The following is a 13,169-nucleotide window of genomic DNA, read 5'->3' on the forward strand; positions in this document are numbered from 1 at the left end:
GCGTGCGACCTACTCCTCAAAGCGACCCGTGGCGTCACGATCGCGCTCATATCGTCTCTTGAGCGGAAACGGTGGCAACCAGGATTCGCGACGGATGATCCAGCTTTCGTATGTTGGCATCAGCTGGTCGGGGGCATCCAGGGATCCCAGGTTCACTTCGATTTCGTCTGCGGTGCGCCCGAAAATGGTCGAGCCGCAGCGGGGGCAGAAAAACCGCCCGGCGTAGTCGCGTGTTTCGCCATCGATCGTTACCGCATCCTGGGGGAACACCGCGGAAGCGTGAAAAAGGGCCCCATGATGCTTGCGGCAGTCGAGACAATGACAAATGCCGACCCGGTATGGGAGTCCCGACGCCACAATTCGGACGTTGCCGCACAAGCAACCGCCGGTGAATCGGTCCATGCTGCGTCTCCTCCAAAACAAGCGGTCGGAATGTTTACAACGAACCCCGTCGGGGCGTCCATGGGCGGCGAGGGGGCGTTGAAGCTACGAGAGGAATCCAGGTTTCAAACCTGCCTAACAATGGTGCCGATCACATTGACGAGAAGGCGCGCGGCGGTCAGCGCCGACAGGCCGTCAATGTCGGCCGGAGGATAGAGCTCGACAAGGTCGAATCCTGCGATCTTGGCCCGCCTGCCGAGGCCCGCGATCAGGTCGATCACCTGCGTATAGGTGAGGCCGCCGGGCGTACGCGCCGCCACGCCCGGCATGATGCCGGGGTCGAGGCCGTCGCAGTCGAGGGTGACGACGACCCGTACTCCTTCCGGAATATGCTGGAGTGCGGCTTCGACGCCCTGGGCGTGAACCTCGCGGGCGGTCACGAAGCGGCTGCCATAGCGCCGCGCCGCTTCGATGTCAGTGAGGCGTGCGCTGCCGACGCCACGGATGCCGACCTGCACGATGCCGGCGACATGCGGCATCTCGCTCGCCCGGCGCATCGGGTTCGAATAGCCGTGGCGTTCGCCATGCAACTCGTCGCGCCAGTCGATATGGGCGTCGATCTGCAGGATCCAGATCGGCCCGTGATCCGCAAAGCCGGCGAGAAAGGGTATGGGTACGGAATCGTCGCCGCCGAGCAGGATTGGTACGGCCGGCAATGCCAGGACCTCGCGCGTCTTTGCCTCGATCCGGGCCCGGTTGCCGGCATTGTCATGCATAGCGGTCGGGATGTCGCTGGCGTCGATGCAGCAGACCGGCTTGCCGTCGAACAGCGGGCCGCCGAGGTCGAAATCCCAGTGCTCGACGAGTTCGGCATCGTCTTGGCTCGCAGCGCGAATGGCGTCGGCGGCCAAGGCATAGCCGCTGCTGTCCTTGCCGGGATAAGTGCTGCCGTGACCGGCTCCGAAGATCACCGCACGAGGCATGCGGCCATCGGCGAAGCGATCGGGAAAGCCGAGAAAGGGAGGCGAGGCGGTCATGTTGTGATGGTCTTAGCTGAAAATTTCGGTGTTGAGAGGTGCAGGATGGGGTCGTCCGAATGCGAGATTGAGTCAGTCGACTGAATCGAAGCGAACGGTTGCCTCTCAGATAACGCGAGCGTTCGGTGCATGATCTAGGACGAGATTGGGCTCAATGCCATGCTCAAGGTAGAACTTCATGGCTGCTAACAGGTTTGTGAATCCTTCGGTGGAATTTATCGCTTCCTCCGCGCCGCCAGAAAAGCCCCAGTTTCTGACCGTGACGAAGGTCTGACCGTCTTCTATCGATCTAAATGTCCATCCGACGAAACTCGGATTTTCAGACCCGTTCCACTCGATCAGGATTCGCTCGTCCGGGTCGATAGCCTTTACGTCGGCGATTGTATGCACGCCATACATCTCCCAATCCCATCTGACCCTTTCGCCCACTTGCAACGGTGCGGCACCCTTGGAAAACCAGAAATGAGATGTGATCCTCGGATCGATCAGTGATCGAAAGACCTCTGCGACGGGCTTGCGTATCATCATCTGTGCCTTGGCGACTGGCTGCTCAGACTTGTTGGACATCTGAATTCCACCCTTTCACAATTGCCGGTCTCAAGGTCTAACACGTATCGATGAGGGTTGTTCCGCCAGGGCGCAACCGCGCAGGGACGTGCTGCCCTCCATGATCTCAAGCCCGCCGCGTCGGGGTAGTCGATTGCCCGGTCGGCTGCGCTTCATCTCTATCTCTATAGGCTGCCACATCAGAAAGTCGCATAAGATAGATTATGGAACTGACGTGCAGTTTTGATTGAGTTGCCTTTCGGCCAGCCGCAGTTCCTTGTTCCTTGGGACTCAGCGGAACTGCGGCTGGTAGAGTCTCCTACGCCGCCTGCGGCACGCAGGCTTCGCAGATTGCTGCGATGTGCCGGAGCTGGTTGACGCCGGAAACCAGGAAGAGAAAAAGTCTGCCACTGGCTTCTCCCTGGAAAATCAATGATTTGACGATCTGGGCAACCGTGCAGCCGCATTGCGCGGCGGCTTCCTCGGCCGTGCGTGTCGAGGCGCCCATGCGCCTGATCTCGATGTCAAGACCGGAATCAGCCGCTGCCTTGGTCACACGATCAATGCTGCCAGCCATGAAGAACCGAGCCTATTACACTGATTCAAAAGCGATTTCGATCGTCATGCCATCATAGGCCGGCTCGACGTTATCAGGCGTCTCGGCCATCACCGTGGCGTAGTCAAGCGGCACATGCATATGCGTCAGTACGGCCTTTTTCGGCGCCAGTTTTTCGATCCAGCCGAGCGCCTGGCCGAGCGACAGATGGCTCGGATGCGTCCTGTATTGCAGCGCGTCGATGACCAGCACGTCCAGCCCACCCAGACGCTCGGCGGTGGTGTCCGGGAAATCACTGATATCGGGGCAATAGGCGAGCCCGCCTATGCGAAAACCAAGCGATATGATGTCGCCATGGATCTGCGGCAGCGGCTCGAGGGTGAGGGCACCGCCCTCGCCTTCGATTACGACCGGCCTGGCGTGGTCGATGATATGGGGCTCGACGATGGGCGGATAGGAACTGCCCAGCGGTGTTTCGAAACAGTAGCTGAACGCTTCCCTTAACCGCAGCATGGTGGGCTGGTCGGCGTGGATATCGATGAGATGACGCTGCTCGAGCACGAAGCCACGCAAATCGTCGATGCCGTGGATATGGTCGGCATGCGGATGCGTATAGACGACCGCATCGATGCGCCTGACCGATGACAGCAGCATTTGCTCGCGGAAATCCGGCCCGGTGTCGATGACGACTGTGGTTCTGTCGCCGTTCGCGGCGATCCGCTCGACGAGCGCTGCGGTGCGCATGCGCCGGTTCCTCGGATTGGCTGGGTCGCAATTGCCCCAGTCGCCGGTGATGCGCGGCGTGCCCGGCGATGAGCCGCAGCCGAGAATGGTGAGGCGCAGCCGGTCGCTCATGCGTCAGGCGCTCAGCGCACTTGGGCGCGGCATCTTCTCGAACAGCCGGAAGAAATTGTCCGTGGTGACGGCAGCGATTTCGGCCTCGCTGACACCGATCGTTTCGGCCAGCACCTTGGCTGTATGCGCCACATACGCAGGCTCGTTGCGCTTGCCGCGAAAGGGTATCGGCGCAAGATATGGCGCGTCGGTTTCGACCAGCAGTCGGTCGTGTGGCACGTCGGCAGCGATGGCGCGCAGCTCGGCCGAATTCTTGAAGGTCAGGATGCCGGAAAAGGAAACGTAGCCGCCGAGCGCCACGCCGACTTCGGCCAGCCTGCGCCCGGACGAAAAACAGTGCAGGATGAAGGGGAAGGCGCCCTTCCCTGTTTCGTCCTCGAGGATATCGGCCATGTCGCTGTCGGCGTCACGCGAATGGATGACCAGCGGCAGGCCAGTCTCGCGCGCGGCAGCGATATGGATGCGAAAACCCTGCGCCTGCGCATCGCGCGGCGCGTGATCGTAGAAATAGTCGAGCCCGGCCTCGCCGATCGCCACGACTTTTGGATGAGCGGATAGCCGGACAAGATCCTCGGCCGACACGTCCAGCTCTTCGGCGGCATTGTGCGGATGGGTGCCAACCGAGCAATAGACTTCGTCGAAAGATTCAGCGATCTCAAGCACTTGTTGGAACCGCCTCACACGCGTCGAGATCGTCACCATGCGACCGATTCCAGCGGCAAGGGCGCGGGCGACGATGGCCGCCCGCTCCTCTGCGAAATCCGGAAAGTCGAGATGGCAGTGACTGTCGACCAGCATCAGGCGCTTGCATCCGTTTGCTCGACGTAACGTGGAAACACGCCTTCCGGCGCGGGCAAAGCAACCCCTGATGCCAGCGCATAGTCCGCGTGGACATGCACGAAATCGCGGCTGTCCGCCGGCACAGCCAGCAGGTCGAGCAGCTTAGCGGCCGATCCCGGAATGAAGGGCTGGCAGAGCAGCGCCACGCGTCGGATGATTTCTGCGGTCGTCCACAGCACCGTTTCCATGCGCGCCGGATCGGTCTTTCTGAGCGCCCAGGGTTCCTGCGAGGCGAAGTAGCGATCGGCCTCTGCCACCACGCCGAAGATCGCCGCAAGCGCTAGATGGATGCCCTGCTCCGCCATCGTCTTGCGTGCAGTAGCAAGCGCCTCCACCGCCTGGTCGAGGATCGCCCTGTCGGCCTCCGCCAGATCGCTGCGCTTCGGCACTACGCCGCCGCAGTTCTTGGCGATCATCGACAGCGAGCGCTGCGCCAGATTGCCAAGGCCATTGGCGAGGTCGGCATTGGTGCGGTTGACGATGGCCTCGTGGCTATAGCTGCCGTCCTGGCCGAACGGCACCTCGCGCAGGAAGAAATAGCGCACCTGGTCGAGGCCATAATGCTCGACCATCGCGAACGGGTCGATGACGTTGCCTACCGATTTCGACATCTTCTCGCCGCGGTTGAACAGGAAGCCGTGACCGAAGACGCGCTTCGGCAAGGGGATTCCGGCCGACATCAGGAAGGCAGGCCAATAGACTGCGTGGAAGCGCACGATGTCCTTGCCGATGATGTGTGCATCGGCAGGCCAGAAGCGCCAATTGTCAGCATTTTCATTTGGATAACCGACACCGGTAATGTAATTTGTCAGAGCGTCGACCCAGACATACATCACATGCTTCTCGTCACCCGGCACCGGCACGCCCCAGTCGAAGGTGGTGCGCGAGATCGACAGATCCTTCAATCCTGACTTGACGAAGCTCATCACTTCGTTGCGCCGCTCGGCCGGGCCGATGAAATCGGGTTGGCTTTCGTAGAGCGTGATGAGCTTGTCCTGATAGGCCGACAGGCGGAAGAAATAGCTCTCTTCCTCGACCCATTCGACCGGGGTTCCCTGCGGTCCGTAGCGGACATTGTCGGCGCGGACTTCGGTCTCCTCCTCGCCGTAGTAGGCTTCGTCGCGCACCGAATACCAACCGGCATAGCCGCCCTTGTAGATGTCGCCATTGGCAGCCATCGCCTTCCAGATCGCCTGCGAGGCCGCATAGTGACGTTCTTCGGTAGTGCGGATGAAATCGTCGTTGGAGGCATTGAGCGCGATTGCCATGCGCTGGAAATCGGCCGCGTTGCGGTCGGCCAGTTCATGCGCGGGAATGCCTTCCCGCTTCGCCGTCTGCAGCATCTTGATGCCGTGCTCGTCGGTGCCGGTGAGGAAGAAGACTTGCTTGCCGTCGAGTCGCTGAAAGCGGGCGAGTGCGTCGGTGGCGATCAATTCGTAGGCATGGCCTATATGCGGCTTGCCATTGGGATAGGAAATCGCGGTGGTAATGTAGAATGTGTCGCGTGACATGAATTAACCGTCATGAATGTCTGAATGAAGATGTAGCGGTGAGATATCGCATCGAAACGGCGATTGCCATCCCGATGGGCCGTCACATTCGCATTGCAGAATTCAGGCGGTCGATCATGGTCAAGGCGTGCTGCTTCTTGTCGAGATTGTAGGTGTCGGTCTCAGATATAGCGTTCAAAGCCTCGTGCCAAGTATCCGACAGTGTTTTCGCCCGCGCCAGATCGCCCGCCAGCGCGGCCTGGCTTGCGCCGGTCGAGAGCAGGTCGAGCGCACGGCGATTGAAGATATCGAACTGGATCGCCTGGTCGCGACCGGCGACCGCCTCCGCGAGGCGATAGGCGCCGGCAACATCGCTCTTCCTCGCTGTCGCCAGGGCGTCGAGCGTCTCGGCGATTTCCAGCCCGCCATACTGCGTCAACAGGATTGCGGTGCGCGCGCTGCCCCCTGCCCGCTTGGCCAATGCCGCGCGCGCCGCGGGTTCGTCCGGCGGCGGTGGCTCGACGTTCTCCAGAACCGCCATCAGGCTCTCGGCATCGAGCGGCGCCAGCCGCACCATCTGGCAGCGCGAGCGGATCGTCGGCAGCAGGCTGCCCGGCGCATGGACGATGAGGATGAACAGTGTGCGTGCCGGTGGTTCTTCAAGGTTCTTCAACAAGGCATTGGCCGCATTGACATTCATGTCGTCGGCCGGATCAACGATCACTACCCGGTAGCTGCCGTCATGCGAGGTCAGTGACAGGAAGCGGCTGACCTTGCGGATCTCGTCGACGGTCACGACCGTCTTGAAGCTTTTTGTCTTGTCGTTCGGCGGGCGGGTCAGATGGAGCACCGAAGGATGTGCGCCGGTGGCGATCTGGCGAAACAGCGATGACGCCGGATCAGGAACGGCGAGAACGTCCGGCGCCTGTTCGAATGCGGGATGCTTCAGCAGATGATGCGCCAGATGGAAGGCAAGCGTTGCCTTGCCGATGCCGACCGGTCCGACAAAGATCAGTGCATGCGGCAACTTCCCGGAGCGATAGGCGGCGGCCAGCATGTTCGCCGCCTGGCCATGTCCGACCAGACGCGGGGTCTCGGACGGCTCCGGCACGCCGTCGAGCGTGTCGTGCTGTTCTGGTGCGATCCGTTCGAAAATCATCCTGGCGACGCCTGCTTCCTGTGCGCCGGCGTCATCGTCTCCAGCGCCGCGAACACGGCAGCGGTGACGACATTCTCCACCGTGTCGGGGTCGGCGGACGCGTCGACGACGATGCAGCGCTCGGGCTCTGCCGCGGCAATCGCCAGAAAGGCTTCGCGGCGGCGCTGATGGATATCAAGCGTTTCCTTTTCGAAGCGGTCGGCGCCGGCATCGGTGCCCCGCCGTGCCGTGGCGCGCCGCAATCCTTCGGCCGGGTCGATATCGAAGATCAGCGTCATGTCGGGCACCATGCCGTTGATGGCGACCTTTTCCAGCGCGCCCATGAACGCCGGATCAAGGCCGCCGGTGACGCCCTGGTAGACGCGCGAGGAGTCCATGAAGCGATCACAAAGCACGATCGAGCCGCGTTCGACCGCCGGCCGAATGACCTGCTCGACATGGTCGGAGCGCGCGGCGGCGAAAAGCAGCGCCTCCATCCTGGGGCCGAACGGTTCGGCAGCGCCGGAAAGCAGGACATGCCTGACCGCCTCCGCGCCGGGCGAGCCGCCCGGCTCACGCGTGACAAGGACATCGTATTTCTTGGCGCGCATCTTGCTGGCCAGCCGCTCGATCTGCGTCGACTTGCCTGCCCCCTCTCCGCCTTCGAAGGTGATGAAAAATCCGTGCACCAATCAAAAAGCCTTCTTCCATACTGCGGGAACCGTAATAGTCCCGGTCAGAAAAAAGGTCCACCGCAACGGTGCTAACGCAGCCAGCCGACGGCCAGTTCCTTGACGGCGTCGAGCGCGCGCCGCGGCAGCGAGCCAACGCCAACCGATTCGGCCGCGAAAAGCGGCGTCTCCTGGCTCAGCGTATCACCGATCCAGACCCGCAGTGCACCCACCGGCTGCCCCTCCTCCACGGGCGCTGCAACCGGTCCGTCATAGACGATCTTGGCGGTCAGCTTGTCGCGGTTGGCGATGGGCAGGAAGATATTCACCGGCCCTTTTGCCTTCAGCGCCACGCCGGATTTCGCACCGCCGAAAACCTGGGCTTCGCCGACCACTTCGTCCTTGGCGAAAATCTCCGTCTTCTGGAAGGCGCGAACGCCCCAGTCGAGCAGCTTCCGCGCTTCCTCGGCGCGCTCGCGGTCGCTTTTCAGTCCGCTCATCGCCGCGATGATGCGGGCGCCATTGTGGCTGACCGAGCCAACGATGCCGAAGCCGGATGCCTCGCTCATGCCGACAGCCAAGCCGTCCGCGCCGATATCCATCGCCAGCAGCGGGTTGCGGTTCCTCTGAGTGATCTTGTTCCAGGTGAAGTCCGTCTGGCCATAGTAGCGATAGAAGTCCGGGTACTCGCGCCAGATATGCAGGGCCAGAAGGGCAAGCTCTCGAACCGTCGTTTGCTGACCTTCGGCCGGCAGACCGGTTGAATTGACGAATGTCGATTTCGCGAGGCCAATCTGCCTTGCGCGGTTGGTCATCTCAGTCGCGAAATTCGCCTCGGATCCGGCGAAGCCTTCGGCGATGATGATGCAGCCGTCATTGGCTGCCTGGATCGTCACGCCCTGAATCAGGTCTTCAAGCCGGATCGTCGATTTGAGCTTGGCAAACATTGTCGATGTTCCGGATGGCGCGCCGCCCGTGCGCCATGCGTTCTCACTCACCGCGAATGTGTCGTCGAGCGTCACGCGCCCCGACTTGATGGCGTTGAAAACCACCTCCATCGTCATCAGCTTGGCCAGTGACGCCGGCGGCATCGGCTTGTCGGCGTCCTTGGAAAACAGCACCGTCCCGGTTTCGGCATCGATCATGAAGGCCTGTGCGGCCTTGGTCTCGAAAAGCTGCGCCGCGGCCGGGGCCAGCGAGAGCAGCAGGAGGCCAAAACCCAGGAGCCCGGCGACAGGCGCGGCGAAGCGAGATTTCATGAGAGGTTCGACCTGTCAGCCGGCATTTCTGGGCAAGCTCTACAAGCTATCAGGCTTTGTCTCGGCCGATCAACCGCGCCTTGGACAACTGGGCAAAACTTCAGGTTTTGCCGGTCAGTTCCGAACCACGAGCGCGTCCGGTGCGCCATGTGACCATGCCGCCTGCAGCATCTCGTCCAGGCTGCCATGGCCGTCCGGATAGAGATTGACCGAATACCAGTCCTTGCCTTCGAATTCAGAGCGCTGGATTTCGGCCTTGCCGAAGCCGGAAAGCTGGGTGGCCACACGCTGCGCCTCGGCAGCATCCTCAAACGAACCCGCCGCGATATAGTCCGTGGGCGAACCGGCCGAAGGCGCTTGCCGCTTCCACGATTGAAGGATTTCGGCGGGCGACATGCCGGTGCCATCCAGCGCGGCAAAGACATTGGTGGCACGCTGCACGCGCTCGTCCGCATAAGACAGCGACGCCACTGTGAACGGCGATTGCGCCGGCAGATTGATTTCCGGACGTTCCGGCACGATCGGCCCGAAATCGGGCAGCGTCACATTGCCAGCGGCCGGCGTCTGCGCCGACAGGACAGGCTGTGCGGATGCGGAATTCGTCAACTGACCGGGAAATGGAGCGGCGGCAGCACCCAACGCGGTGCTCGGCGATGGTCCATTCATGGCGATCATGACACCGGTGGGCAAGCCGTCCGATGGATCCGGCGCCCTGTTGCCGGGATGGTAGGAGGCCATCAGATACTGATCGTCACTGCCGTCAAGCGGCGCACGGCCGACATATTCGACCTTCACCTTTGCCGTGCCGATGTTTGCATAGTCGAGCATTTCGGCGGCACGTTTCGACACATCGATGATGCGCCCGTCATGGTAGGGTCCGCGGTCGTTGACGCGCACGATGATCGAACTGCCGGTCTTCATATTGGTGACTCGCGCATAGCTCGGCAGCGGCATGGTGGGATGCGCGCCGGTCAGATGCGTCATGTCGTAGACTTCGCCGTTGGCGGTCAGCCGGCCGTGGAAGGCGTCGCCATACCAGGAGGCGAGGCCCACCTTGGCGTAGCGCTTGTCTTCCTTGGGATAATACCACTTGCCGCGCACCTGATAGGGCTTGCCCAACTGGTCGCGTCCGCCGCCACGCTGCAAGCCGGACTTCTTGAAGGTGACGCGCGGACTGGCCTTTACGCCATATTCGGATTCGGCAAAATACTCCTTGGAGCGAGGCTTCTTGTTGACCATCGCCTTCGGCTGTGGTGGCGCGGCGCAAGCCGCCAGCAAGGCAGCCGACAGGGCAAACAACGTGAAAGCGCAAGCGCGACGGAGATGCGGGCGCGCCGTGCTCTGCATGTTTCGATTGTCCCCTCTCAACAAAGGCACCGCAACTTGACTGTCGGCAGAGCTAAAACCCCTCGACAAATGCCAGCGCCACCTTGATTCGCAATCCCTTGTGCACCGGAATTGCTTATCACCGTATTAACCGATTGTGGTCGGAACCGGGCGAGATTGTGGCACAAACCGCCCCGGCGATCGCTGTGAAAAACCACGGCCTTTCGACCTTCGGTGCAGAGTGCTGTTCGTCCTGCTTCAGTCCCGCCGTCGAGCATCCATGCTCTGCCGTTGGCAGGAACGGGTTATGGCCGGTTGACAGGACTTCGTCGGGCGCACTAGAGCAATGAAGCGAGAACGGTCTTCGGGCGGCGCAGCAGTACCAACAGGTACAAATTAAGATTAGGACGAGCATCCAAGTGATTGAAAAATCACGACGGAGGGATGGCCGAGCGGTTTAAGGCACCGGTCTTGAAAACCGGCGTGGGTGCAAGCCCACCGTGGGTTCGAATCCCACTCCCTCCGCCAGATGCACCCTGCCCCAACATTCTCCGCCTTGATCTAGCAGGGTCGAAACCCCGCGCAACTGCGGGCTTTTCAGGCAAAGCTTGCAACCGCGCCGCCGGATGTTTCCGTCGAATGATCGTTCTCTCGGCTGATATTCTCCAAAGCTGTCAACCTCGCACTTTTAGTTCTCAGGTTTAGAGGCGAACAATTTCAATTGTTTCGTGATATCGGGATTATGCGAAGTTTAGCAGATCATTCGCTAGGCGATACGGATCCCATGGCCCTCTTGGGCAATCCCAGCCTGTGACGGTGAAATGGCGCCGTGCGCTATTGCCTACGCTCAGCGCCAAGCAATCACCGTCCTGTTTGGGCCGAAAGCGGTCAGGCAGCTTCTAATCTGAGATGTAAGTGAGCAGACATTCAGCTCGGCGCAGGCTCGGTCCTAAGCTGAACCAATGCGGACCTTCATGCCGACCCTAACCCGGTGTAGAAGGCCGTGCTGGCCATTGGCGGGCATAACGGTGCTCAGCGAGCAAGCTGATGACCCCGAACAGGTCTTGTACTCGTTCCTTTTGAAACTCATGCATCATCTGGATCAACTTTAACGCGCCAGCGGTGAGCTGGCCACATTCGTCGGCTCATTGGGTAAGGGACAGAGCTGGAGTGCGAACCAGCACCGAACATCTGGACCGAGTCGGTGGGCTCTGGCGATTGCCGGTGCCGGTTGAGCCCTGCCTGCCAGGCGAAAAGCGGAATACCATCGGCGGTCTCTCGCCAGTCTTGGAATCCGATCAATCCGTCTTCCGCATCGCCTGCGCGATCAGTCCGCCGGCAGCCAAGCCCAGAGCAAGCGCGACATACGTGGCGGCGATCGAGCGCTTCGAAAGCACGGTCTCCCAGCCTGGGGTGAGCCGCTTCGGTACGACGAGATAATCCACGACGGCTGCAATCATGGCCACTGCCGAGGCATCGCGCAGCATCAGCAGCGGCGACCGCTGAGGGTTTCGGGCGAGCCAAGCCTCGAACGGAGCGGCCCAGAACATGGCCGAGGCATGGTGGGTGCCGAAGCCCACCGCAGTGTGTGCGAGGTCGGCTTTCCTGACCGCACCGGCCTTATCGCCGTGCAGCCAGTGGCTGGTGGCGTTGGTCGGCTGCAGTGCGGATTTGCCTTCGGCTTTGGCCAGAAGGGCTAGAACCGCCGCCGTCACAAAGCTTACGACCGTGCCCGTCACGACCGTCGAAAGCCCCACATTCAAAAACCCGTTCACCTCAAACCTCCGCAAAACCAGTTCGCCCTCCTTTAATTGCCGAACCGAACCTCGGTTCCGTGTGTCGGCGATGCCGTGGCCTGAGCTGCTGGACCGCCCGCCGCTGGACAGGCCTGGCGCGAGGCAAGGCACAACCGGCTCGTGCGCGAGCACCCGGGCTTTCCATCAGGATTCGCAATGAGATTCAGAGATCGAGGCAAACAGTGCCTTGCGGCCGGCTGCAGCAGGCCAACACATAACCGGCCGCCTTCTCTTCAAGGCTGAGCCCTCCAAGGTCGTCCATCGCGACTTCACCCGAAAGCTTGACCGTCCGGCAAGTTCCGCAAATACCCTGCTGGCATGCGGTGGGAATGTGGAGCCCGCAATTGCGCGCCGCATCGAGCAGGGTCTCTTCGGGCGCACAAAGATGCTCTGCGCCGGACCGGGCGAAGCGGACGCGCGTAACGCCAGCGACAGCCGATTGCAGAGGCATGGAATTACCCACGGCGCCGCCGAAGCTTTCCTCGTGGTACTGCGAGGGTGCGATGCCGATCTCCGCGACACAGGTCCGAACCGTCTGCATAAACGGCTCGGGGCCGCAAACGTAAGACGTGCGCTGGTGAAGGTCCGGAGCCAGCCGCAAGAGCATGGGGCCGTCGATGCGACCCTTAGGGCCCTGCCACACCGAACCTTCCTGGCTGCAGATGAAGCTTACATTGACATTGGAGAATCGCGCGGCGAGCGCCTCCAACTCGGCGCGGAAGGCGATGTCGTCCGCCGTCCGAGCGCAGTGAATGAAACGGATGTCATGGCCAGATGCCCGGTCGGTTAGCGCCCGCAGCATCGACATAACGGGAGTGATGCCGCTGCCGCCGGAAAGGAAAAGCGGCTTCTCGCATGGTAGATCGTCGAAGTTGAAACGTCCGACCGGCCCTTCGATTTCAATGTCGTGGCCCGGCCGGAGATTGTCGTGAAGCCAGTTGGAAACAAGCCCGCCCTTCACCCGCTTCACCGTGATCTGCAGGTCGAGCGGTCGGGTCGGCGGCGAGGAAACCGAGTAGGATCTCGTTACCGTGGCGCCGTCGATCGTCAGGTGCAGTATCAGATATTGGCCTGCACTGAAGCTGAACATGTGGCCCGAAGCGGTGGAAAAGACGAATGTGCGGACATCGTGCGTCTCGTCGATGACGCGCCGGCAGCGGACGAACTGTCTTGCGCTCTCCGCCCATTGCCGTTGACGCATCGCCAGAGCGAAATCGGCAGTTGAAAAGGGAATGTGCGCGTTCATCATTTGACTCTGGTTTGCCTCGGCCAGA

Annotated in this window: 13 protein-coding genes and 1 tRNA gene; 1 reads left to right on the forward strand and 13 read right to left on the reverse strand. The window is 61.5% G+C overall.

The genetic code is table 11. The features are described from left to right. Nucleotides 1-9 precede the first annotated feature (9 nt). From EOC93_RS10405 to EOC93_RS10455, 11 genes are all read right to left on the reverse strand, one after another. Nucleotides 10-402, reverse strand: coding sequence for a GFA family protein (locus tag EOC93_RS10405; RefSeq protein WP_095488635.1), 393 nt, complete (start codon nucleotides 400-402; stop codon nucleotides 10-12). A 104-nt stretch (nucleotides 403-506) separates the two neighbouring features. Beyond that, the gene (locus EOC93_RS10410) at nucleotides 507-1,418 is read right to left on the reverse strand and encodes an agmatinase (protein WP_127204560.1); all 912 of its coding nucleotides are present in this window, start codon (nucleotides 1,416-1,418) and stop codon (nucleotides 507-509) included. Between the two features lie 105 nt (nucleotides 1,419-1,523). Beyond that, nucleotides 1,524-1,985 carry an SRPBCC family protein gene (locus tag EOC93_RS10415; RefSeq protein ID WP_127204561.1) on the reverse strand — a complete coding sequence of 154 codons (462 nt, stop codon included), beginning with the start codon at nucleotides 1,983-1,985 and terminating at the stop codon, nucleotides 1,524-1,526. Nucleotides 1,986-2,283: 298 nt separating this feature from the next. Beyond that, entirely contained in the window at nucleotides 2,284-2,541 is a 258-nt protein-coding gene (locus tag EOC93_RS10420; RefSeq protein WP_348627596.1) for a YbaK/EbsC family protein, read from the reverse strand. A gap of 15 nt (nucleotides 2,542-2,556) precedes the next feature. After that, on the reverse strand, nucleotides 2,557-3,375 hold the full coding sequence (locus EOC93_RS10425; protein WP_127204562.1) for an MBL fold metallo-hydrolase: 819 nt from the start codon (nucleotides 3,373-3,375) through the stop codon (nucleotides 2,557-2,559). 3 nt (nucleotides 3,376-3,378) lie between these two features. Continuing rightward, a complete protein-coding gene (locus EOC93_RS10430) occupies nucleotides 3,379-4,173 on the reverse strand; it encodes a TatD family hydrolase (RefSeq protein WP_127204563.1) in 795 nt (264 codons plus the stop codon). Continuing rightward, a complete protein-coding gene (gene metG / locus EOC93_RS10435; protein ID WP_127204564.1) occupies nucleotides 4,173-5,726 on the reverse strand; it encodes a methionine--tRNA ligase in 1,554 nt (517 codons plus the stop codon). Before metG ends, EOC93_RS10430 begins: the two co-directional genes overlap by 1 nt. 82 nt (nucleotides 5,727-5,808) lie before the next feature. Continuing rightward, nucleotides 5,809-6,864, reverse strand: a complete 1,056-nt coding sequence (locus tag EOC93_RS10440; protein WP_095488644.1) for a DNA polymerase III subunit delta' — start codon at nucleotides 6,862-6,864, stop codon at nucleotides 5,809-5,811. Continuing rightward, nucleotides 6,861-7,535 carry a dTMP kinase gene (gene tmk, locus EOC93_RS10445; protein WP_095488645.1) on the reverse strand — a complete coding sequence of 225 codons (675 nt, stop codon included), beginning with the start codon at nucleotides 7,533-7,535 and terminating at the stop codon, nucleotides 6,861-6,863. Before tmk ends, EOC93_RS10440 begins: the two co-directional genes overlap by 4 nt. Nucleotides 7,536-7,606: 71 nt before the next feature. Next, nucleotides 7,607-8,773: a D-alanyl-D-alanine carboxypeptidase family protein gene (locus tag EOC93_RS10450; protein WP_127204565.1), complete on the reverse strand. Its 1,167-nt coding sequence runs from the start codon at nucleotides 8,771-8,773 to the stop codon at nucleotides 7,607-7,609. A gap of 114 nt (nucleotides 8,774-8,887) precedes the next feature. Further along, nucleotides 8,888-10,120 (reverse strand): septal ring lytic transglycosylase RlpA family protein, encoded by a 1,233-nt coding sequence (locus EOC93_RS10455; RefSeq protein ID WP_095488647.1) that lies wholly within the window; start codon nucleotides 10,118-10,120, stop codon nucleotides 8,888-8,890. A 417-nt stretch (nucleotides 10,121-10,537) separates the two neighbouring features. Here EOC93_RS10455 and EOC93_RS10460 point away from each other — a divergent pair. Beyond that, a tRNA-Ser gene (locus tag EOC93_RS10460) sits at nucleotides 10,538-10,627 on the forward strand. Between the two features lie 770 nt (nucleotides 10,628-11,397). On the opposite strand, the gene EOC93_RS10465 is transcribed toward EOC93_RS10460, so the two are convergent. After that, the gene (locus EOC93_RS10465; protein WP_245458040.1) at nucleotides 11,398-12,027 is read right to left on the reverse strand and encodes a hypothetical protein; all 630 of its coding nucleotides are present in this window, start codon (nucleotides 12,025-12,027) and stop codon (nucleotides 11,398-11,400) included. A gap of 31 nt (nucleotides 12,028-12,058) precedes the next feature. Further along, on the reverse strand, nucleotides 12,059-13,144 hold the full coding sequence (locus tag EOC93_RS10470; RefSeq protein ID WP_095488649.1) for a hybrid-cluster NAD(P)-dependent oxidoreductase: 1,086 nt from the start codon (nucleotides 13,142-13,144) through the stop codon (nucleotides 12,059-12,061). Nucleotides 13,145-13,169: the final 25 nt, after the last annotated feature.

The sequence above is a fragment of the Mesorhizobium sp. M6A.T.Ce.TU.002.03.1.1 genome (genome assembly GCF_003997275.1).
In the GTDB taxonomy this organism is placed as follows: domain Bacteria; phylum Pseudomonadota; class Alphaproteobacteria; order Rhizobiales; family Rhizobiaceae; genus Mesorhizobium; species Mesorhizobium mediterraneum.

What these genes read in the sequence shown, in the direction of transcription:
- EOC93_RS10405 (WP_095488635.1), bottom strand. Translation starts at nt 402, where the DNA reads ATGGACCGATTCACCGGCGGTTGCTTGTGCGGCAACGTCCGAATTGTG.
- EOC93_RS10410 (WP_127204560.1), bottom strand. Translation starts at nt 1,418, where the DNA reads ATGACCGCCTCGCCTCCCTTTCTCGGCTTTCCCGATCGCTTCGCCGAT.
- EOC93_RS10415 (WP_127204561.1), bottom strand. Translation starts at nt 1,985, where the DNA reads ATGTCCAACAAGTCTGAGCAGCCAGTCGCCAAGGCACAGATGATGATA.
- EOC93_RS10420 (WP_348627596.1), bottom strand. Translation starts at nt 2,541, where the DNA reads ATGGCTGGCAGCATTGATCGTGTGACCAAGGCAGCGGCTGATTCCGGT.
- EOC93_RS10425 (WP_127204562.1), bottom strand. Translation starts at nt 3,375, where the DNA reads ATGAGCGACCGGCTGCGCCTCACCATTCTCGGCTGCGGCTCATCGCCG.
- EOC93_RS10430 (WP_127204563.1), bottom strand. Translation starts at nt 4,173, where the DNA reads ATGCTGGTCGACAGTCACTGCCATCTCGACTTTCCGGATTTCGCAGAG.
- metG (WP_127204564.1), bottom strand. Translation starts at nt 5,726, where the DNA reads ATGTCACGCGACACATTCTACATTACCACCGCGATTTCCTATCCCAAT.
- EOC93_RS10440 (WP_095488644.1), bottom strand. Translation starts at nt 6,864, where the DNA reads ATGATTTTCGAACGGATCGCACCAGAACAGCACGACACGCTCGACGGC.
- EOC93_RS10450 (WP_127204565.1), bottom strand. Translation starts at nt 8,773, where the DNA reads ATGAAATCTCGCTTCGCCGCGCCTGTCGCCGGGCTCCTGGGTTTTGGC.
- EOC93_RS10455 (WP_095488647.1), bottom strand. Translation starts at nt 10,120, where the DNA reads ATGCAGAGCACGGCGCGCCCGCATCTCCGTCGCGCTTGCGCTTTCACG.
- EOC93_RS10470 (WP_095488649.1), bottom strand. Translation starts at nt 13,144, where the DNA reads ATGATGAACGCGCACATTCCCTTTTCAACTGCCGATTTCGCTCTGGCG.